The organism is Chryseobacterium pennipullorum, assembly GCF_003384725.1.
Lineage (GTDB): Bacteria > Bacteroidota > Bacteroidia > Flavobacteriales > Weeksellaceae > Chryseobacterium > Chryseobacterium pennipullorum.
The window spans coordinates 94,858-115,598 of sequence record NZ_QNVV01000009.1; the positions used below are offsets into that span (position 1 = coordinate 94,858).

21 protein-coding genes and 2 tRNA genes are annotated in these 20,741 nt (G+C 38.1%); 5 read left to right on the plus strand and 18 right to left on the minus strand.

Annotated elements, in window-relative coordinates:
- Window positions 1-145 precede the first annotated feature (145 nt).
- Both DRF67_RS11555 and DRF67_RS11560 read left to right on the plus strand, forming a co-directional pair.
- Window positions 146-2,116, plus strand: a complete 1,971-nt coding sequence (locus tag DRF67_RS11555) for a histidine kinase (RefSeq protein ID WP_115928461.1) — start codon at window positions 146-148, stop codon at window positions 2,114-2,116.
- Window positions 2,109-2,747 (plus strand): response regulator, encoded by a 639-nt coding sequence (locus tag DRF67_RS11560; RefSeq protein WP_115928462.1) that lies wholly within the window; start codon window positions 2,109-2,111, stop codon window positions 2,745-2,747. Before DRF67_RS11555 ends, DRF67_RS11560 begins: the two co-directional genes overlap by 8 nt.
- A 49-nt stretch (window positions 2,748-2,796) precedes the next feature.
- Here the strand turns inward: DRF67_RS11560 and DRF67_RS11565 are convergent, their stop codons facing one another.
- Window positions 2,797-3,228: a hypothetical protein gene (locus DRF67_RS11565; RefSeq protein ID WP_228435791.1), complete on the minus strand. Its 432-nt coding sequence runs from the start codon at window positions 3,226-3,228 to the stop codon at window positions 2,797-2,799.
- Window positions 3,229-3,477: 249 nt separating this feature from the next.
- On the opposite strand from DRF67_RS11565, the gene DRF67_RS11570 reads away from it, so the two are divergent.
- From DRF67_RS11570 to DRF67_RS11580, 3 genes are all read left to right on the plus strand, one after another.
- Window positions 3,478-4,116 carry an alpha/beta hydrolase gene (locus DRF67_RS11570; protein WP_115928464.1) on the plus strand — a complete coding sequence of 213 codons (639 nt, stop codon included), beginning with the start codon at window positions 3,478-3,480 and terminating at the stop codon, window positions 4,114-4,116.
- 120 nt (window positions 4,117-4,236) lie between these two features.
- Entirely contained in the window at window positions 4,237-5,550 is a 1,314-nt protein-coding gene (locus DRF67_RS11575; protein ID WP_115928465.1) for a retropepsin-like aspartic protease, read from the plus strand.
- 3 nt (window positions 5,551-5,553) lie between these two features.
- Window positions 5,554-6,081: a hypothetical protein gene (locus tag DRF67_RS11580; RefSeq protein WP_115928466.1), complete on the plus strand. Its 528-nt coding sequence runs from the start codon at window positions 5,554-5,556 to the stop codon at window positions 6,079-6,081.
- Here DRF67_RS11580 and DRF67_RS11585 read toward each other — a convergent pair.
- From DRF67_RS11585 to dapB, 17 genes are all read right to left on the minus strand, one after another.
- Window positions 6,074-7,117 (minus strand): L,D-transpeptidase, encoded by a 1,044-nt coding sequence (locus tag DRF67_RS11585; RefSeq protein ID WP_185142102.1) that lies wholly within the window; start codon window positions 7,115-7,117, stop codon window positions 6,074-6,076. The two genes, DRF67_RS11580 and DRF67_RS11585, sit on opposite strands and share 8 nt — an antisense overlap.
- A 219-nt stretch (window positions 7,118-7,336) precedes the next feature.
- Window positions 7,337-7,753, minus strand: coding sequence for a hypothetical protein (locus DRF67_RS11595; protein WP_115928468.1), 417 nt, complete (start codon window positions 7,751-7,753; stop codon window positions 7,337-7,339).
- A gap of 724 nt (window positions 7,754-8,477) precedes the next feature.
- Window positions 8,478-8,551: transfer RNA gene (locus DRF67_RS11600), tRNA-Asp, on the minus strand.
- A gap of 30 nt (window positions 8,552-8,581) precedes the next feature.
- Window positions 8,582-8,655, minus strand: a tRNA-Asp gene (locus DRF67_RS11605).
- 127 nt (window positions 8,656-8,782) lie between these two features.
- Complete coding sequence (gene trxA / locus DRF67_RS11610) at window positions 8,783-9,100, minus strand: thioredoxin (protein ID WP_027374941.1); 318 nt, start codon at window positions 9,098-9,100, stop codon at window positions 8,783-8,785.
- 82 nt (window positions 9,101-9,182) lie between these two features.
- Window positions 9,183-10,358: a cysteine desulfurase family protein gene (locus tag DRF67_RS11615; RefSeq protein WP_115928469.1), complete on the minus strand. Its 1,176-nt coding sequence runs from the start codon at window positions 10,356-10,358 to the stop codon at window positions 9,183-9,185.
- Between the two features lie 2 nt (window positions 10,359-10,360).
- Window positions 10,361-10,828 (minus strand): hypothetical protein, encoded by a 468-nt coding sequence (locus DRF67_RS11620; RefSeq protein ID WP_115928470.1) that lies wholly within the window; start codon window positions 10,826-10,828, stop codon window positions 10,361-10,363.
- A 24-nt stretch (window positions 10,829-10,852) separates the two neighbouring features.
- Window positions 10,853-11,440: an HAD family hydrolase gene (locus tag DRF67_RS11625; RefSeq protein ID WP_115928471.1), complete on the minus strand. Its 588-nt coding sequence runs from the start codon at window positions 11,438-11,440 to the stop codon at window positions 10,853-10,855.
- A 3-nt stretch (window positions 11,441-11,443) separates the two neighbouring features.
- The gene (locus DRF67_RS11630; protein ID WP_115928472.1) at window positions 11,444-12,169 is read right to left on the minus strand and encodes an SDR family NAD(P)-dependent oxidoreductase; all 726 of its coding nucleotides are present in this window, start codon (window positions 12,167-12,169) and stop codon (window positions 11,444-11,446) included.
- Window positions 12,169-13,488, minus strand: a complete 1,320-nt coding sequence (locus DRF67_RS11635; RefSeq protein WP_115928473.1) for an FAD-binding oxidoreductase — start codon at window positions 13,486-13,488, stop codon at window positions 12,169-12,171. The genes DRF67_RS11630 and DRF67_RS11635 overlap by 1 nt, the downstream gene beginning before the upstream one ends.
- On the minus strand, window positions 13,485-14,372 hold the full coding sequence (locus tag DRF67_RS11640; protein WP_115928474.1) for a decaprenyl-phosphate phosphoribosyltransferase: 888 nt from the start codon (window positions 14,370-14,372) through the stop codon (window positions 13,485-13,487). Before DRF67_RS11640 ends, DRF67_RS11635 begins: the two co-directional genes overlap by 4 nt.
- Window positions 14,373-14,479: 107 nt before the next feature.
- On the minus strand, window positions 14,480-15,169 hold the full coding sequence (locus tag DRF67_RS11645) for an OmpA family protein (protein WP_115928475.1): 690 nt from the start codon (window positions 15,167-15,169) through the stop codon (window positions 14,480-14,482).
- A gap of 23 nt (window positions 15,170-15,192) precedes the next feature.
- Window positions 15,193-15,684, minus strand: a complete 492-nt coding sequence (locus DRF67_RS11650; protein ID WP_115928476.1) for a lipocalin family protein — start codon at window positions 15,682-15,684, stop codon at window positions 15,193-15,195.
- Between the two features lie 125 nt (window positions 15,685-15,809).
- On the minus strand, window positions 15,810-17,492 hold the full coding sequence (locus tag DRF67_RS11655) for a S8 family serine peptidase (protein WP_115928477.1): 1,683 nt from the start codon (window positions 17,490-17,492) through the stop codon (window positions 15,810-15,812).
- Between the two features lie 74 nt (window positions 17,493-17,566).
- Window positions 17,567-18,190 carry a WbqC family protein gene (locus tag DRF67_RS11660; RefSeq protein WP_394337870.1) on the minus strand — a complete coding sequence of 208 codons (624 nt, stop codon included), beginning with the start codon at window positions 18,188-18,190 and terminating at the stop codon, window positions 17,567-17,569.
- Window positions 18,191-18,247: 57 nt separating this feature from the next.
- Window positions 18,248-19,894: a signal peptidase I gene (gene lepB / locus DRF67_RS11665; RefSeq protein WP_115928478.1), complete on the minus strand. Its 1,647-nt coding sequence runs from the start codon at window positions 19,892-19,894 to the stop codon at window positions 18,248-18,250.
- 132 nt (window positions 19,895-20,026) lie between these two features.
- The gene (gene dapB, locus DRF67_RS11670) at window positions 20,027-20,728 is read right to left on the minus strand and encodes a 4-hydroxy-tetrahydrodipicolinate reductase (RefSeq protein ID WP_115928548.1); all 702 of its coding nucleotides are present in this window, start codon (window positions 20,726-20,728) and stop codon (window positions 20,027-20,029) included.
- Window positions 20,729-20,741 lie beyond the last annotated feature (13 nt).

Sequence of the window (20,741 nt, forward strand, 5' to 3'; positions counted from 1 at the left end):
GTACCTGCAAAGCTAGTGGTGTCATCAAACACTATCAATACTGAATAATGAGTAATTTTTTCTACCGAAATTCTGGTATTTTTTATCCTGAAATTTTTAGTTAAATTGAACGCTTTTAAAAATACACCCAACAGAATTGAGACCAATGAAGAGATTACTGATCCTGTTAAGCATATTGCTTTCCTTTGCTCTGCAATCCCAGCAAATCATCCCGCTTAATGAGAAACCTTATCTGGACAGTTTGCAAAACATCATAAAAAGTACTGCCCCCAAAACTTCAAAGGCCAATGCATCTTTTCTGCTGTCAAATTATTATAGAAATATTGATTCCCTGGTCAGCAAACAATACCTGGAAAATGGAAAGACGCTCATTCATGGTGACACTTTTCTTTTAGCAAAGTATGAATATTACAGGGCACAATATCACCTGGATCGGAACAAGGAAAATGCCGCCATATATTATCAGCGCGCCATTAAAACACTGTCCAAAATTAAAAATGAGGAATCCGATCTTCTTCAGGCATCAGCCTGGTACAGCTATGGAGTAACGCAGAAGGATAAAGAAGGTTATCCTTTTTTGGTAAAGACGATCCTTGAGAAAAGCATTCCACTGGCTAAAAAATACGAAAACAGTAGAAACCTTGGTTTTTTATATACTCAGCTGGCTGTCATTCTCACGTATAATGCCGAGTTTAAAAAGTCCGAAGATTACAATGATAAAGCCCTTAAAATTCTCCAAAACCATTATCCAAATTCTGCTGAGTTATTCTTCACCTATCTAAACTTTGCCAATAACTTCTGCTATCAGGCCAAAGGAGACGAAGCCAAAAAGTTTTTGGATAAGGCTGAAAAGCTAATCACCCCCTATCCCGAATCCTCTGTTAATGCTTTTTATTATTATGCCAGAACATTATATTGCATTACACGCCAAAAAAATGCAGAGGCGCTTCCCATCATTGAAAAGGGAATCTTCTATACAAAAAAATTCAACCAGAACTTACTGGCACAGATGTTTTATTTCAACAAATATGACATTTTACGAAAATTAAAAAGATATGAGGAGGCTAAAGAGGTCCTGGAAGATGTTTTAACAGAAAAATCCCTCGCTCTGGATCTTGCGAACAGAAAAACTATTTATAAACAGCTTTCTGCATTAAATGAAGAGATGGGAAATCTCAAAGGAGCACTGGTCTGGGAGCAGAAGTATTCCAAACTCAACGACAGCCTGAATACTGAAAATGTGAAACTCGAGATCAATAAAATTGAATCAAAGTTTAATGCTGCAGAAAAAGAAAGAAAAATAGCAACCTTAAATGCTGAAAAAAATCAGAAAGACCTTGAGGTCAATAAAAAAAACTCCTATTTATGGGGATTAAGTCTTGTCTTATTATTAGTGATAAGCCTTCTGATCTTCCTTTTTATCATCTTCAGAAAAAATAAAAAAATCAATGCCCAAAAAATCAATGAGATCAAACAAAAGGAAGAACTATCACTTACAAAAGCAATTCTTGATGGTGAGGAAAGAGAGAGAGAGCGTATTGCAAGAGATCTTCATGATGGCTTAGGCGGAATGCTTGCCGGTGTAAAGATCAACTTTTCCACCTGGTCAGCCAATCATTTAGATCCTGAAAAAGATAAGGAGTTTTATAAGATTCTGGGACAACTGGACCGTTCTGTAAGTGAGCTCCGGCATGTTGCAAGAAACCTGATGCCTGAATCACTGCTTAATTTCGGATTGGAAACAGCCTTAAATGATCTGTGTGAATTTTACAACAGAAAAGATATGGAAATAGACTTTCAGGCGATCCGTATTGATAAAAAGCTTCCCATAAATATTCAGCTTAATATTTACAGGATTATACAGGAACTATTGGCTAATGCAATAAAGCATGCCGCAGCCAGCAGTATTTTACTGCAGTGCTCGCAATCTGAGAAAAACTTCCTCATTACCATTGAAGATAATGGAAAAGGATTTGAAAGCAATGCTGAACAAAAGACCAAAAGCATGGGACTCCGAAATTTAAAAAACAGGGTTGATTACCTGAAGGGAAATATGGAAATACATTCTGACAGCCAGGGAACAACCGTGAATATAGAACTCAATATAAATGGATAGTGAAAAAATAAACATCGTCATAGTAGATGACCACCCCATTGTTATCGAAGGATTAAAGATGATGCTGAACAGTCAGCCCGGCTTCAATATCGTGGAAACATTTACGTCAGGTTCTGAACTGATAAGCCTTATCAAAAGCCATAAGATTGATATTATTCTTCTTGATATCAGTCTACCAGATGCCAATGGTACAGAGCTATGCAGAGAGATAAAAAAGACTGATCCGGAGATTTCAGTGATTATGTTCAGTAACCGGTCTGAAAGAAGTATGATTATGCAGGCACTAAAAAACGGAGCCAGCGGATATCTGCTTAAAAATACCTCGATCCACGAGCTGGTTATATGCATCAAAGGGGCGCTTTCCGGAGATATTGTTTTCTGCAATGAAACCAAACAGATCATCAGTCGTCCCTCTCAAAACGATCTGCCGATTCCAAGGCTTACCAAAAGGGAAAAACAGATCCTTCAGATGGTGGCACAGGGAAAAACCAGTAATAGTATTGCGGAAGAACTTTTTTTAAGCCCGCTCACCGTAGATACCCACCGTAAAAATCTATTACAAAAATTTCAGGCAAAAAACTCTACAGAACTCATTAACCGGGCTATACAGCATCATATGATCGACGAATAAAAAAAACCGCTGTAAAAGCGGTTTTATATTTTAAATCAATATCAATTTTTTATGGCTCTAAAAAACTGTAGTCGATAGAAGCTTCCAAAACTCCTTTACCTTTCTTTGTAACAGTTCTCGCAATTTCTCCGTCTATCCAGAGATTAATGGTCAGTTCTGATTCCGGATCCGGCATATCCGCATTGGCATCGAGGTTCACCTGAGCCTGACTGGAGTTTACAAAAAATTCTTCACTTTTCCATGGTGATGTCACAGGAGTAAGTGGTGTATTGTAAATCGTATTCTGAACGGTGCCAACCTGAGTTACAACAGCGATAATTTCACCACCAGTAGTAGTTTTTACTTCGAATTGAACCATGTGATCCTGAAATTCATCATCGTCATCTTTTTTACAGGAATTGACAACGGTAATCACAGAAAATAATAAAACGAATAAAAAAGAAAGTCTCAGTAAACTTTTTGAATTGTAAAATTGCTTCATTTCTCCAAATAGATTTTTTAATGTTCCAAATATAAGTTTTTTATTAATATAAAAATAACTTTTATGAAAAATTTCCAATAAAGATTTACAAACAATATGAAATCGTCAAAACCAACAATAGATTAATAAAATGCAATACTACAGCACGAATGTGCAGTCTTTATCAAAACAGGATTCAGAAGATAAAGTTCTTCGGATGAATAACAAAAGTTACTATTTACAATGTAATTTATTAATTATATTTGCTGTATGAATTTAGATTATCTGATAAGAGAACCGGAAAATATTACACCCCAAACCCCTATTCTTTTTATGCTTCACGGCTACGGCAGCAATGAGCAGGATCTTTTCAGCTTCAGGGAAACGCTTCCTTCTGACTGGATCATTATCAGCTTCAGGGCACCGCACGACACCCAGTTTGAAGGATATTCGTGGTATGATATCAATTTCAATGATCCAGAAAATTTTATTGATCTTCCTCAGGCTAAAGAATCTTTGAATTCGGTACTTGAAAGTATACTGAAAATCATCAATCATTATGGACTTACCGAAAGCAGAGCTCATCTTTGTGGCTTCAGCCAGGGAGGAATATTATGTTATGCTCTTGCTCTCAAATATCCTGAGCTCTTCAATTATGTAGCCTGTCTGAGCAGCTATCCTGAAGAAAAGCTTCTTGACGATATTGTAAAAGACAAAAAGAAACTTGAAAAACTGCGCTTTTTCGTTTCCCATGGTACAGATGATGCAGTAATCCCACTTGAATGGGGAAGAAAAGCAGCTGACCTTCTGTATGACCTTAGCTGTTATTTCACCTTCCGTGAATATATGAGTGGACACGGAGTGAATCAGAAAAACTATATGGATCTTATGGATTTTTTCTCAAAATAAGCCCGTATCCATTTTTACAGATTCCCAACAATACACAATACTTATTGTAGTTTATATAAACATTCCTGCATTTGGAATGTTTTTTTATTATGATATTGATAATTTCACTAAATTCAGTAAATGAAATTCAAGCTTCTTTTACTGGGTTTATTATTAAGCATTTTTATCAGTGCCCAGAACTCTTTTGAGTTGATTAACACCAAAAAAGCAGTGATTCCTTTTCAGCTCATTAATAACCTGATCTTTATTCCTATTACCGTTAATGGTGCAGAACTTACCTTTCTCTTAGATACCGGCGTAGCAGAAACGATTCTTTTCAGCCTGGAAAATAAGGAACTTAAGCTGGGAAATGTTGAAAAAATAAGATTTTCAGGTCTTGGAGGAAGCCTCAGTATTGACGGCCTGAAATCTGACCGTAACATAGGGCGTATAGGAGATATAATGGTCAATAGGTCTATGTCACTGTATGTTATTCTGGATGAAGATTTTAATATTTCTCCGCATGTGGGAATTCCGGTGAATGGAGTGATCGGGTATCATTTTTTTAAGAATCATCCCATTTCCATAGACTATACTGCCAAAAAAATAACCGTCTATGAAAGTACGGATCTTGTCAGCAGAAAACTCAAAAGATTTAAAGAGCTCCCCATTACCATCGAAAAAGAAAAACCTTATGTAGTTGCAGATGTTGAAATGACCAACGAAAAGAAGGATTCAAAGCTGCTGATTGACCTGGGAAACAGTGATGCGATCTGGCTGTTCCCCACGCTGATTAAGAATTTCGTGTACAACAGACCTAATATTGATGATTTTCTGGGCCGTGGATTCAATGGTGATATTTATGGAAAAAGAAGCCGGATTCATAATTTTTATCTGGGAGATTTCAAATTTGAAAAACCGCTGACTGCTATGCCTGATGAATTTTCCATTCAGCATGTCAATCTTGTCCAGAGCAGAAAAGGCTCCATAGGAGGAGAGATTATGCGTAGGTTCACATCAATTTTTGATTATGCCAATAAAAAGCTATATTTGAAAAAAAACAGAAATTTCGATGACCCTTTTCATTTTAATATGAGCGGGCTGGATTTCAAGCAGAATGGTCTGGAGTGGCATCAGGATAAGGTAAAGATTGAAACCCATGCGCCGGAAGGTGTAGAAGTATACAAAGATTCTTTCCAATATAAATTTACCCTAAAGCCTATATTTTCCATTGCAGGGGTAAGAAAAGACTCCCCAGCCTATGAAGCCGGCCTGAGAAAAGATGACAGAATCATCAGCATCAATGGAGATAATACTTCAGACATGACGCTGGAGAAAATGATAGGACTCATGAAGTCGTATGAAGGGCGAAGCATCACTATGGTTGTCCAGAGAAAAGAGGAGACCCTTACTTTCCGCTTTACTCTGGAGGATCCAATTCCTTATCAAGAATAGAATATGAAAACCGAAGAAACCACCTTAGACAGAATAAGAACCCGGCCAAGATTCAAGATGTTTACGCACCTTACCAAAGAGGAATATGCAGAAAATCTGAAAAAGTATCTTGCTGAACATAAGGGTGAATTTTCCGGAAATATCAACAGGGAAGTCGCTACAATTTCTGTAGAAACGGAATATGACAATTACTGGAAACCCTGCCTTGCCCTGCGTGTTGAGAATGAGGATGAGCACACGGTAATACGGGGCGTATTCGGTCCCAGCTCTGCCGTATGGACATTTTTTATGTTTCTCTATTTTTCTTTTTCCATTCTTTGGATGACTTTTTTTACCATGTACTATGTCGAAAAACAGATAAAAAGCGCTGAATACCCTTGGGCACTGAGCGCTTCTTTTGTAATGTTATTTTTTATTCTCCTTACTTATGCAGCTGCCAGATTCGGACAGCATAAAGGAAAGGAGGAAATGCTTAAGCTGAGAAAATTTGCTGAAGAATCTACTTTACAATTTGAAAAGAAAATTAATTAAGCGGCGATTCTTCTGGTTTTTCGTTTTGGGCCGGTACCTCCATAGCTTTGGCAGCTTTGATGGAATCGGCTATCTTTTCCCTATTGGTCTGCTCTTTCAACATTTTTGGCACATCCGGTTCCAATAACTTGGTAAGTTCTTCTACTGAAATATTGTTGGCATTAGGATCATCCAAAAGTTTTTTCCAGGGTCTTCTTCCTCCCCACTTGTAATCACCAAATACCATGACCGCAGTACCTTTTGCTTTTGTTGTCGCTCCTCCGGGATTAAGAATCCACGTATCTGCATAAGAATACAGCCATTGTGCATCTTTTCTCAATAATCTCAGACAGGAATGGGAAGCCGGATATCCGGGAAGGGTATATTCATGCCAGCCGATACCGCCGATATTGTGAATATTGAAATTATATGGAAGTTTCCATTCACTGCTTACTGTAGAAATAGAGAGTTTCTTTTTCCAGTTGGCAAAAGTAAGTCCTCTTGTAGTTTGTGCAGATTTTTTACCCATACTTGTCGGCCCCCATTTTACAAGGCTTCCATTGGAATATACTGCATAAGCCTGTATAGGATATGAAAAGATCACAAACTTCTTCACCCCGCTTAATATATCCAGCTGCATTGGAAACGGCGAATAAGCCATCAGGGTGGTGTCTATCTTTGCAGGAACTACCAGGGTGTCGGCATTCCATTTACTTTTAGAATCTAATCTGTTTAACGCTAAAATAGCCGCCCTTTCTTCCACACTATATTTTTTACTGAACTCCGCATATACGGAATCCCTCATTTTTTTATCCTTCGGAATGATAAAGGCATTATAAAAACCGTTCTCCTGCATGACCGGCGGAACAGATTCTTTCTTTACTACAGGAACAGAATCTTTTTTTATGGAGTCTTTTTCAGCCTCCGGAGTTCCGGATGCAGATGCAGTGTCTTTAAAAGTATCGCTTATTTTTTCTATTTCTTTTTTACATGAAACAAGAAATACAGCACATAAGCAGGCATATAAAAAGGATTTTTTCACAGATATGTTCTTCATAAAATAAATCGGTCATTTAGTTTGGCTACCCAGTACAAATATCAGACCTAAAATCGAATCGTGAAAGACATTCATAAAAATACCGTAAAAAAACGGTAAACACGTCAATAGCACTAAAGCACCTAACTGGTTTTTTTGCACAAGTAAAGCATTTAACTCCCATTTTCCATAACCTTTTTCTCCCTGAAACTTTAGGATTTCCAAAGATAATATTTCTACCTATGATCCTCTGAAACGGGAAGTAAGCCTAGTATAATAATATGACCAAAGTACCATCCACGGAAGATTCATAATGAATAACATGATGATCTCCTCTTTCCCGATCTGACTGTCCACAACCAGGAAAAAAGAAGAAATACAGGTTATCAGAGGTAAAATAAACCAGCATATTGCGGTCTTTACTGTACTCCGAAATGGTTTTAAAAGAGCCAACAAACTGGTGAAAGATACCAGGCTAAGGATCAGAACCCAAAAAATAACAAAGCCATACGCTAATCCGCTCATATCACAGTTTCTTGAAACCTCCCTGTCTTCCCGGGTTACACTAAGGTACAGAATGACAAAAACAACTGAAGTAACGGTTGAAATCAGCCATGTTTTAAGTATTGAATACAGAATAAATTTCTTTTTTGTCACCAGGTATATGTTGAGCAGCTAAGATAATAATATTATCAGAAGTATTTTTTTTCTTTTCCTGCTGATACTGGATCAAGTACAAAAGTTGTGGGGAGCAAGCAAAAAGTTGAGTTAATATGAATAGAAAAAATATAGGATTGTATACCAATCACTGTTTGACTCCGTAGAAAGAACATTCATCAACTGAAGAGAGATTAATCTTCGATTTTAGCGTATAAGTAAAAAATTAACCACAGATGGCGCAAATTTCCACAGATGTTTGATGATATTTTCGGAGTTTTTTTTCTAATCGGCTTCAACCCAATAAGAACTGTGAAAAATAGTTGTAAGTATTCTTTAATCGACCTAGGAATCAGGAGCGTTAACAAACCTTTTAAGGTTCGCCGATTCAAATAAAAAATAAAAAATCAGAGGAAAAATTGATCTTGAATCCGTTAAAAAATTTCCAATGTCTGAGCATGGCCACTCTATTGAGTCGAATAACCAATGTTGAATCCATGCGAGTTTGGAAATTTTAGGAGGCAAGGTCAATTTTCAGCGGATGATTCCAGTCTTGAATTTTTGTATACTTTTGCTTCAAGGCAAAAGTATAAAGAAAAATACTCAGTTCTCCCCACAACTTTTGTACCTGACCCCGCATGCTTTTAGGTCATCTATTACATACTGCCGATAATTTTCCAAGTATATAAACAAAAAAAATCTTCTATTTCTAGAAGATTTTTTGCGATCCGGACGGGACTCGAACCCGCGACCTCCGCCGTGACAGGGCGGCATTCTAACCAGCTGAACTACCGGATCAATTTTTTAAAGAAATTGAGAAAACTTCTGCGATCCGGACGGGACTCGAACCCGCGACCTCCGCCGTGACAGGGCGGCATTCTAACCAACTGAACTACCGGATCAAATTTTGTAAAGAACTTCGTTTCTTTTTCGTGGTTGCAAAATTACATCTTTTTTTATTACCTGCAAATTATTTTCAAAAAAAATGCCCTCCAATAACGGAAGGCATTCATTATCAAACTTATTTTTTTATAAGTGAGCGCTTAGCTTTTCAGCGATCACCTCTTTCGGAGCTACACCTACTAATTTATCTACTACTTCACCGTTCTTAAAGATAAGCACTGTAGGGATATTTCTGATGCCATACTGCATAGAAATTTCCTGGTTGTTGTCTACATCCACTTTTCCTACTACTGCTTTCCCTTCAAAATCCGATGCTACTTCTTCGATGATCGGTCCCAATGTTCTACATGGTCCACACCATACTGCCCAGAAGTCTACTAATACCGGTTTATCTGATTTTAAAACCGTATCCTGAAATGAGCTGTCTGTAATTTCTAAAGCCATTTTGTTTCTTTTATTTTATTAATATTATTTTCTTGTTGTTATCTTTTTGATTCTTCAAAATTACAATTTTTACCGCATAAGACTATCTATGCTCAACATTAGTTTTTTCTATAGCAAAGTCTTTTGAAATTTCCTTCAGTGCATCCACCAATGCATCAATATCTGATTTTGAAGTCATATGACTGAACGAAATACGCAATGGCGTACAATGATCCATCTCATCTTCTGACAGGACCATCATCATCACCATAGATGGCTTGGATGCTCCGGAAGAGCATGCACTTCCCTGAGAAATTGCAATCCCCTTCATATCCAGCTGAAGGCCTATCAATGGGTTTTTATAAGGCAATAGAGCGCTTAATACCGTATACAGACTGTTTTCCTTTTCAGAACTTCTTCCGTTGAATTTAATACCTTCGATATCGGCTGTAAGCCTTTCGATAGCATAATCTTTAATATCCTGCATATGTTGGGTATACTCCTCCATATGGTTAAGGGATAGTTCCAGCGCTTTTCCAAGTCCTACGATACCACAAACATTTTCTGTTCCGGCACGCAGACTTCTCTCCTGAGGACCTCCCGTAATAATACCTTTTAGTCCGGTTGCCTTTCTTATAAAAGCAAAACCTGCCCCTTTCGGGCCATGGAATTTATGAGCGCTACACGATGCAAAATCCACCGGAATATCTGAAAGATCAAGGTTCATATGAGCCATGGTCTGTACAGTATCTGAATGGAAAAGAGCATTATGCTCTTTACAAAGCGCTGCCACTTTCTTAATATCCATCAGGTTCCCGATCTCATTATTGGCATGCATAAGGCTTACCAGAGTTTTTTTATCAGATTCTTTAAGCAGTCCTTCCAGTGCATTAAGATCAATATCGCCTTTTTCGTTAGGACGGATGTATTTTACTTCCACCCCTTTTCTGCTTTTCATATCCAGAATACTTTCTGACACACATTTGTGCTCCAGGGGAGAACTGATGATTCTTTCTACCCCAAGATGTTCCACCGAGGATTTGATGATCATATTGTTCGATTCTGTTCCGCAGGAAGTGAAAATGATTTCAGCAGGAGTTACATGAAGATAGTCTGCAACCTGTCTCCTTACATTTTCAATAAGAATCTTAGCTTCCTGTCCAAAACTATGGGTGGAAGACGGGTTTCCGAAGTTCATCTTCATCGTACCAACCATTGCATCTATTACTTCATCAGCGAGCGGAGTGGTTGCGGCATTATCTAAATATATTTTGTCCATTTTTATTTTGAATATTTTAATTCTACGGAGGTAAACTGATAATTGACAGGAACAGAAAACATGAACCATGGATGGGAGATCACCTGGATTTCCATGCCACCGGATGGCGGGCCGGCCGGTACTTCCACATAAAGGATATGATCTTTCACAGCAATGCTTCTAATCTCTGTGACAGTATGGCTTCCTGATCTGAAGCTTCCTAAATTATACAACACCACTTTTTTATCCTTAGGAAATTTCGGGTACTCTATGGCGGGTTCTTTGCCTACTTCCATAAATCCAAAGCTTCCTTTGATCACATTACGGAATTCATTTTCGTCTTTGATGATTCGAAAGCCGGGCTGATCTGTTCCTCCCTGAGATTCGGAAACAAGAAGTTCTGCCTTGTTCTGCATATCATTTGGTTTTTGAGACGGTGTACTTGTGCAACTCATAAGGACTGCAGCGACAGCAATTAACAGGCTTTTCATTTTTTACACTTTTATCACCCAAAATTAGTGAAAAAATTGGTAATGTCCCTCATTTGCCCATTTCAACATTGGCTTATCTCCCGAAGTATCCCCAAAAGCAATAATTTTATCGTATTTGGAATCGTGAATTTCTTCTTTGATACGGATCAGTTTTTCTTTTCCATTACAGTTTTTACCAATAAAATTTCCTGTAAAGACGCCGTTTTTAAACTCTGCCCGCGTAGAAACAAGCTGCATTTTCAGTTTTTCGGCAAAAGGCTTCACCCAGATATCAAGGGAAGCTGTGACCAATAAACTTTGTGTATTATTCCTATCGATATTTTGGATAAAGTCCAAAGCATTTTCTCGTACGATCCTCGGATAATGGTGCTCAAAAAACTGTTTAGACTTCATTTCAATTTTTTCCTGTGTCTGACCCTTTAAGATAGAACCTATAAAGCTCTTTTTTACTTTTTCAGTTTCAGCCAGCTTCAGTTTCAGCAAAATAAAAAGAGGAACATGTCTTAAAAATTGTATCCGGTATTTTGTAGAATCGTAGAATTTAAGATACATAAACATCGTATCCTTGTAGGTCAAAGTTCCGTCAAAATCAAAACAATACAATTTTTTCATTTTTTAAAGCTTTAATTTTTTGAATATAAACTCAGGGATATTCCTGATAATCATCATGATAATACTCCAAACAGGCAAAACATATGCCACATTCCTTTGCTTTTTGAAGGCTTTATAAATACAGGCAGCTGCCTGTTTCGGGCTTGCTGTCAACTTAGGATTTAAAGGCAGTCCCTCAGTCATTTTAGTGGCCATGAAACCTGGTTTTACTGTCAAAACATGAACTTTTTTATCAAATAGATAGTTCCTAAGACCACTTAAATAAGCAGTAAAAGCTGCTTTTGCACTTCCATAAATAAAGTTGCTCTGTCTTCCCCTGTCTCCCGCCACTGATGAAAGCCCGATAATGGTTCCCGACCTTCTGCTTTCAAATTTGTGTGCAAAGTAATTCATCAGAGGAACCAGCTTTGAATAGTTGATATCAATAATCCTTTCGGTATTCCTGTTATCATACAAGCCTTCTTGTGTTCCTTCACCTAAGTATCCTACGGCACAAAATAATACATTTGAGGTGACATAATCAAATCTGTTATAATCAATCTCTTTTGTAAGATCCAGCTCAATAACTTCAGACTGCTGCAAAAACTTAACGTCGATATGCGTTGCAAATCTTTCGGTCGTTTCTTTATTTGAGGTAAAAAGATATATTTTTTCAAATTTTTCTCCTTCCTGAAGTGCTTTTTCCACAAATGCCTGTGCCACTTCAGATGTACTTCCCAGAACTATCATTATGAGTTGTTGTTTATGATTCTTTTGTGCTGTAAAGACACAAATTTAGGATTTTGAATATTTTTCAGGTAATTCGTCAGCGATGATCGACTCATACTGTCCTTGGTAAGATAAATTCTGCCACCGAATTCCTGTACAATGGCATCCAGCTGGTCTACCAGTTTCTTCAGCCTGGAATTCACCTTAAAATCAAGCGCCAGTGTATATCCTTCCATCGGAAATGAATTGTATGCCTGCGGATTGTTTTTTCCGAAAAGTTTCAGCACAGCCAGAAATGATCCATTCCCACTTTTGGCAATCGTTTCCAGGATTTTTCTCATTCCTTCTTTTCCTGCTTCTTTGGGAATGACCATCTGGTACTGAATAAATCCGGATTTTCCGTAAATTTTATTCCAGTCAGTGATAGCATCCAGTGGGTAAAAGAACGTTTCATAATCGATAAAGTTTTTTACTTCTTTTTTGGATTGCTTTTTATAATACAGCCAGTTGAATATTTTAACCGTGAGGGCATTCAAAACAAATCCAGGAAAATAAAAAGGAACAGTAGGCTGCAGTTTTTTCTTAAGCCGCAAAGGTGTTTTTCCCATACTTTGAGGAAGCTCGTGCTGAAAGGCATGTTCACCACGCATCAGAATACTTCTTCCTATATTTTTTCCTTTCTGCAGACAGTCAATCCAGGCTACGGTGTAGGTCCAGCTTTCGCTTTCGTCAAACAGCCTGAAAATTTCATCCAAATTATCTGCTTTAATGCTTTCCTGTCTGATATAGGCAGATTCAATATTCTTAAGTTTAAATGTAGCAGTAAGAATAATTCCCGTAAGCCCCATCCCGCCGATCGTAGCCCAGAATTTATCTGAATTCTCCTCTCTGGAACAGGTAATAATTTCCCCGTTTTCGGTCATCAGCTTAAACTCCATCACATATTCCGAAAAACAACCTTCAGCGTGATGATTTTTACCATGAACATCCGAAGCAATGGCTCCGCCAATGGAAATAAACTTTGTTCCTGGTGTGACATACAGGAAATATCCCTGTGGCACCGCAATTTCAAGCACCTCCGAGAGCAGTACACCGGATTCACATTCGATCACTCCATTTAAACGGTCAAAACTGATGAATTTATTTAACTTTTTAGTAGAAAATATGGCTTCTCCCAACGATGCATCACCATAACACCTTCCGTTTCCTCTGGCGATCACCTCGTTGTGATTGAGTACAAATTCTTTTATATTTTTGAAGCTGTCCTCAGATCTCATTTCTTTTTCCACTATCGGGAAATTTCCCCAGTTCGTAACTTTCTGTATGAAATTCGGCTTCATTTTTTAAAGTAAATTTGAATTAAAAATGAGGCCACCCACAATAAGAGAGTAACCTGTATATAACGGTCTCTGTACACTATTTTAGTCGGAGATTCTGTTCTGTTGTACACTAAAGTCTGCTGCAGATACCTTAAAAGAGCAAAAACAACAAAAACCACCGTGTAGAAAACCCTTTCATGAAATCTTTCCTGAACTTCCGGTGACAATGTAAACATCAGATAACAGACAATAGCCAGCGTAATGGATATAGATAATGCAATATCAGCAAACTGAACATTGTATCCATCCAGCGCTCTTCTGGTCTTACCCGAAACCTGAGCATTAATCAGCTCTCCTCTCCTCTTTCCGATAGCAAGGACAAGGGCCAGGACAAACGTCAGCAAAATGGCCCATTGCGAAATATTGATTCCGGTAATATAGCCACCCGCCAGTACCCGTAATACGAATCCTATAGCAATGATGAATATATCAACGATCGGAACATGCTTTAACCTGAAGGTATAAGCAAGATTCATGACCACATAAAAGCTGATAATCGCTCCGAATTTCCATAAAAACTGGTGGAAATACAAGTGTGCAAAAAATACCAGGACAATATCTGCAATGACCAGGCCTATAAGAATTCCTATTGCTTTTGATTTTGAGATCGCTCCGCTTGCCAGAGGGCGTCGCCTCTTTTCGGGATGTTTTTTATCTGCTTCAATATCATTGTAATCATTCAGAATATAAACAACACTGGCAGCAAGTGAAAAGATGATAAAGGCAAAAATACTTTTAGCAAGCAGGTCTGTGTTGGTAATATTGCCTGAAAAAAATAGAGGGACAAATACAAAAAGGTTTTTCACCCATTGCTCCACGCGGAGCAGTTTTAAATATTTCTTCATTTATGTTATTTCGGTTACAAAAATAATAAATTCAAAATTGCCAGCATAAAAATACAAAAAAAACCGCCGGAGCGGTCTTTTACGAAAATATTTATATGTTAAATTAATTACTGTCCCTGCTTGGCATCGTTAATCATTTTCTCGTTTGCAGTAATGGCAAATTCGACTCTTCTGTTTTTAGCTCTTCCTTCGTCAGTATCATTGCTGGCAACCGGCATATTTTTACCTTCCCCTTTTGTGAACATTCTGTTTCCTGCAATTCCTTTTCCTGATAAATATGCTTTTACAGCATCTGCTCTCCTTTGAGAAAGTCCCATGTTGTAAGCATCTTTACCTACACTGTCTGTGTGTCCGTAGATATTGATATTGGTGTCAGGATTATCAGCCAGGACTTTAGCTAATTTGTCAAGGTTAGTCTGTGCAACAGAAGTAAGGTTTGAAGAGTCGAATGCAAAGTTTACAATGCTTTCGTTCATGGTTACTTTAATACCATCTCCTACTCTTTCTACCTGTGCTCCCGGTAAAGTTTCTTTAATATCTTTTGCCTGCTTATCCATTTTGTTACCGATCACATTACCTGCAACACCCCCGATAATACCTCCCAATACAGCTCCGATAGCTCCGTTACCTCCTTTTCCAACGTTGTTTCCAAGGATTCCTCCCAATACAGCACCTGAAGCTACACCTACCGCTGTACCTCTTTGCTGGTGATTTGAATTCTGAACCGCTTCACAGCTTGTCAATAATAATGCTGATGACAAGAAAAGGGCTCCTACATATGTTTTAGTAAATTTCATTTTTTTTAATCTTTATGTTATAATTATTTCATTCCAGCTCTCTCGAAGTTGTACACAACTTTTACATTTTCTCCCTCAAACTGAACATCTTGCTGAAGTGAGAATTGATCTGTAGTCTGATTGATTACAGTAAGTGTATATCCTGCTGTATTTTGTTTTGCTTTAGTACCTGTAGCGATTTTTTTAAACATGAATGTATCGCCGTTTTTTATTTCAAACTTGATCGGTTGTGTAATTGCCGGGCAATTTCCGCCTCCGTTTAAAGTATAAGCTCCCGTCCAGTTGTTAGGAATCAGTCTCCAGTGACTTCCTACGAAGCACTGAGCATCTGCCCCTTCATCGAAAGGCTTTATTTTATACCCTTTATCGTAATTTACGCTCACAATCTGCCAATCTCCTTTTAATTTAAGGAATTCAGCTCTCTGATTTTGAGATGTGGCTGCGTTATTCACAGAGGAACAAGACACTGCAAAAAGTGATGTTCCCAACATCCCTGCAAGTAGTAACTTTTTCATTTTGTTGTTTATTATTTTGTTACATTAAAGTTACAAAAAACCGTGCCAAAATTGAAAATAAAAAATAAAAAAGTCCGAAAAAATTCGGACTTTCTATGGTTTCTTCTTAAAGACAGGAAGATAAACTATTTTTTAACAGCCTTTTTTACGGATTTCGAAGGCTTGGTATTTGCTGAAGACTTCCCACTGTAGAAGTTTGTATATGCATATTCTGCAGCTTTCTTCACATCGATAACTCCACCGGCCTGAGAGTAATCTCCAAACCCGTTTTCGGTATTAGGATTACTGGTTTTTACCAACGCTTCAATAATCTGCGCAGGCTTAAGATCCGGCATATAAGCTAATAAAACAGCTGCAGCTCCTGCCACCACTGGTGATGCCATGGAGGTTCCCTGAAGGTATTTGTATTCATTTTTCGGAACGGTAGAATAAATTTCTTCTCCCGGAGCGAAAACATTCACCATTTTCTTGTTATAATTGGAAAAGCTTGCTCTCAACGCAGCGTTTTTGTTGGTGCTGGCTCCCACTACCAATACATTGTTTACAAAAGGCTGTTCGTCTGTTACATTTTTAAAGTTCGTAGGATATGCCAGGTGCTCTGCTACATCTTCATTTTCGTTTCCTGCTGCTTTTACCAACAATACTCCTTTATCTTGAGCATATTTGAAGGCATCCCAAACCACATTTTTACCTGGAGAAACTGGTTTTCCAAAGCTCATATTCAGAACTTTTGCTCCATTATCCACTGCATATCTGATGGCGTTGGCAACATCCTTATCTCTTTCATCCCCGTTTGGAACTGTTCTTACCGTCATTATTTTTGCCACTTTGGATGCAATTCCATATTGTACCTCCTTTCCTTGTGGAAGGCCTGCAATGATTCCCGCTACGTGCGTTCCGTGTTCTGCATCAGGTCCTTCATAGTGGTTGTTTCCGTATATTTTTTCTGAGTAATCATCATAGTTATCTCCTACAATTTCTTTTCTCGGATCATAGCTAAGATCATACTGTTTAGACTGAGGAGCATAGTAATCTATCGCTTCTTTCATCTGTTCCTTGATTAATTTTTCAAATTCTGCAGATGACTTCCCTTTGAATTCCGGGCTTTGGGATACCTGACCCAGCACCTGATAAGCAATGGCATCTTTCTGATCGGTAGGCGCTTTAATTGCAGAAATGGTTTCCGTGGTTACCGGCTTCCCTCCCAATAACTTAACCATATTCGGCACCAGCTCGCTGATCATGGAATAGGTTTTAAAATTCTGGCTTGCATCGATGCTTTTTTTGTTGAAGATCTCCTTAGCCTTTGTATACATGGCAAACTCTTCCGGCATTTTAGCCATATTGGCTTTGTTCTTAGCAGAGTCGTCCCCTTCAAAAACGGATTTATATTTGGCTACAACTCTCGTCACTTCCATATTATCGATATCAATATCTCCGTTTTTGCCACCGATAAAGTTCCATCCGTGTACATCATCGATATAGCCGTTTCCGTCATCATCTTTACCATTTCCAGGTACTTCGTTAGGATTTGACCACAGATTTTTCACCAGGCCAGGGTGGTCTACCTGTACTCCACTATCCAAAACCCCCACTACTACAGTTTTGGGCTTCAGACCTTTAGATTCCAGATACTTGTATGCATTTTCAGTATTCACACCATATACCTTTGAACCTGAAAAATCCTTATGATACCAGGTCATCAGGTCTTTATCTTCTTTTGGATCAATGCTTTTAGCTTTAGCTTCCTGTGCTTGTGAGAAACTAAAACCTGCTAAAAAAACAGCGGCTAATAATACCTTTTTCATATGTTGATATTGATTTTAAGATCATATTCAGCTGCTACATCCCTTTATATTTAAGGGGCTAATGCAACTGTATATTAATATGATTGTTTAACATTTTTTATATAAGTCAGCGATTCAGGTCCTTTGTTACAGATCAGGTCCAAAATCGATAAATCTTGTAAAAATCCCAGTTTATCAGAGAACGTCTGGTAATATTCTTCCATTTCAAATTCTCCCGGATGTTTCGCTGAAAATTTTTCTCTGAAACTGATCCCTTCCGGATTTTTGATATATTCTTTATTCAAAGAGTGTGCCTTTTCTGTTTTAAGTATCTGTTGGATGATCTCTAAGGCCTTTAGGTTAAAATCAAGAAGACGATTTTCTTTCAGATCAAATATTTTTCTGAATTTATCCTCATAATATTCGAAATAGGGAGATCCCTGATAAGCTGTTTTCACGGATTTCCAGTGAAGGGTTCTCCAATCCTCCCTGTAAGAGATTTCGATATCCTTCATTTCTCTCTTTCCGTTATGATTGATAGGAATGATCAGTGACAATTTTCCGTTGGCCCCATAGATATTGGCTCTGTTTCTATAGGTCTGCTTCGGAAAGTTCTCATACTGTTCCAATACAATTTCGTTTTCAGCGTCCAGAAATACTGAAAACCACGAAACCGGTGGCATATAAAATACCGGCAATAAAACATTCTTCATATTCATAATGCAAAAATGAAGTATTTTTTCAAATACTTCATTCTATTTTAAGTTTAATTTTGTTTATAACTCGTCTTCAGTTTTTTTCTTTCTGAATAGTTTTACAAAGTACTCCCATCCGAAGAAGAGGATCAGGATCATTGCGGCAATCCACCAGTAAGAAGTTTTATTGGCTTCTCCAGTATTGGTTGCTTTGAACATTCTGTCCCAACGGATTTTGAATGGAGCCTGGTAAGTAGAGCCGCTGTCTGCAAACGCTCCCTGAAGACTCATCCATGTGAACATCGGTTTTCCAACAATGTTTTCTTCCGGAACGAAACCAAAAAATCTCGCATCTAAAGAAGCGTCTCTATTATCCCCTACCATCATATAATAATCCTGTTGTATAGTGTACTGATTCGCTTCTTTTCCATTGATAAAGATCTTGCCGTTTTTCTTCTCCAGGCTGTTATGCTCATACTCGGAAATAATCCATTGGAACATAGGAAGTGTTTCGTTGTTGATTGCAACAACGTCCCCTTTTTTAGGAATTCTAACAGGACCATACCAATCCTGGTTCCATGGTTTGTTGATTGGGAATATAGACTGTGTCGTATCAATTTTAGTTTTCGCTTCATCTCTGTACGCTACTGCAGATTCTTCTTTCGGCATAACATCCTCCTTCATGTCGATAACCTGAGAAAGCTCTTTGATTTCTTTGGCGGTTTTATCTGTCAGACCCTGGAAAGCATACAAGTATCCTTTTTCAGTCTGAATTTCCTGAACAGGTAAAAATCCATAAGTATTGTATAACGAAGGAATATCCAGTTGACTTGATGTGGTCACAATATACCTGTGCTGTACTTCCTGATCTCCAAGAACAGTTTCCGGCTTTCCGTTAACAAAAAGTCTTCCGGCTCTCATTTCGAAAGTATCACCTGCTGTAGCCACACATCTTTTTACATAAGGATCTTTTCTATCAATCGCTGTATGTACGGAATCCCGTGGGTAGTTGAAAACAACCACATCATTCTTCTGTGGCTTGTTGAACTGTAAGATTCGTGTGTAAGGCAGTTTTACGGCATCTACGTAAGATTTCGGATCATCTTTTGGATTTCCTTTTTCTCCCGTATCCATAATTGTTCCCTGAAGAAAAGGTATGGCTACCGGACGCATCGGAAGTCTGTATCCGTAGCTCCATTTGTTAACAAAAAGAAAGTCTCCTACGAGTAATGTTCTTTCCATAGATCCTGTAGGGATCCCGAACGGCTGAGTAACAAAAACGTGAATGATGGTGGCAAATACCACCGCGAAAGTAATGGATCCGATAAAAGTGTCTTTCTTTTGAGCATTCTTTTCCTCATCGGTAAGGAACATATCCCTTGCATTTTCATCTTCAATCTCCACATCTTTAGAATAATTGATCACGGCCATATAGATAAATGGCAGGATCACCGTAAGAATCTGGTCCTTGAAAAGAGTTTTTCCAAATTTCTTTACCAGATAGAGATGAAAAACAGACATCATGATGGGTCCCACAATCGGAAGATATGAGAGGATCGCCCACCATTTCGGGTGCTTTGTTTCTTTCAGGATAATGAAATAATTATAGAAAGGTATAAAAGCGAATAAGGGGCTATAGCCCATTTTCTTGAACAGCTTCCAGGTTGAAAGCCCCATCAATACAGATAAGATGAGGACATACACGGTATAAGTTAAAAAATAGTTCATAAATTTTTGTGCCTATTCTGATATTATAAAATGAAAAATGACGAGTAATCAATGATAACAGCCTTAGCTATTGACAATTCACTATTCATCACTTTCTGTTATTGGTATGCAATTTAAAGATTTTGTTACAATTTAAAGGCCCAAAACATCTTTCATTCCGAAGTTTCCCTTTTTATCTTTGATCCATTCGGCTGCGACAACAGCTCCTAAGGCAAAGCCATTTCTATTGAAGGCAGTATGTTTCATTTCAATCTCGTCTACTTCACTTCTGTAGAAAACGCTGTGTGTTCCCGGAACCTCATCTTCCCTGATGGCAAAAATTCCCAGCTGATTTCCCTGAGTTTCTTCCAGTTTCCATGCGTCAAATTTCGGGTTGTTTTGGATAATACCTTCTGCAATGGAGATCGCAGTCCCGCTCGGAGCATCTTTTTTATGAATATGGTGAATTTCCTCCAGCTGGCAGGAGTATTCATTCACATTTTTCATGATTTCGGCTACCTTTTCGTTAAGGGCAAAAAACAAATTTACTCCCAAACTGAAGTTTGATCCGTATAAGAATGCTGTATTGTTGTTAACAGCCAGTTGCTCTATTTCGCCTTTTTTCTCCAGCCACCCCGTGGTTCCACAGATAACCGGAATTTGTTGCTCAAGACAAGCCTTGATGTTGTCAAATGCAACTTCCGGTAAGGAGAATTCGATCACAACATCCGGGTTATTAAGATTTTCAGCAGTTGGGGTTTCCTTCAGGCGGGCTACGACTTCATGTCCTCTTTTCTGTGCGATCTCATCGATGATCTTACCCATTTTGCCATAACCAACTAACGCTATTTTCATATAATCTTCTTTG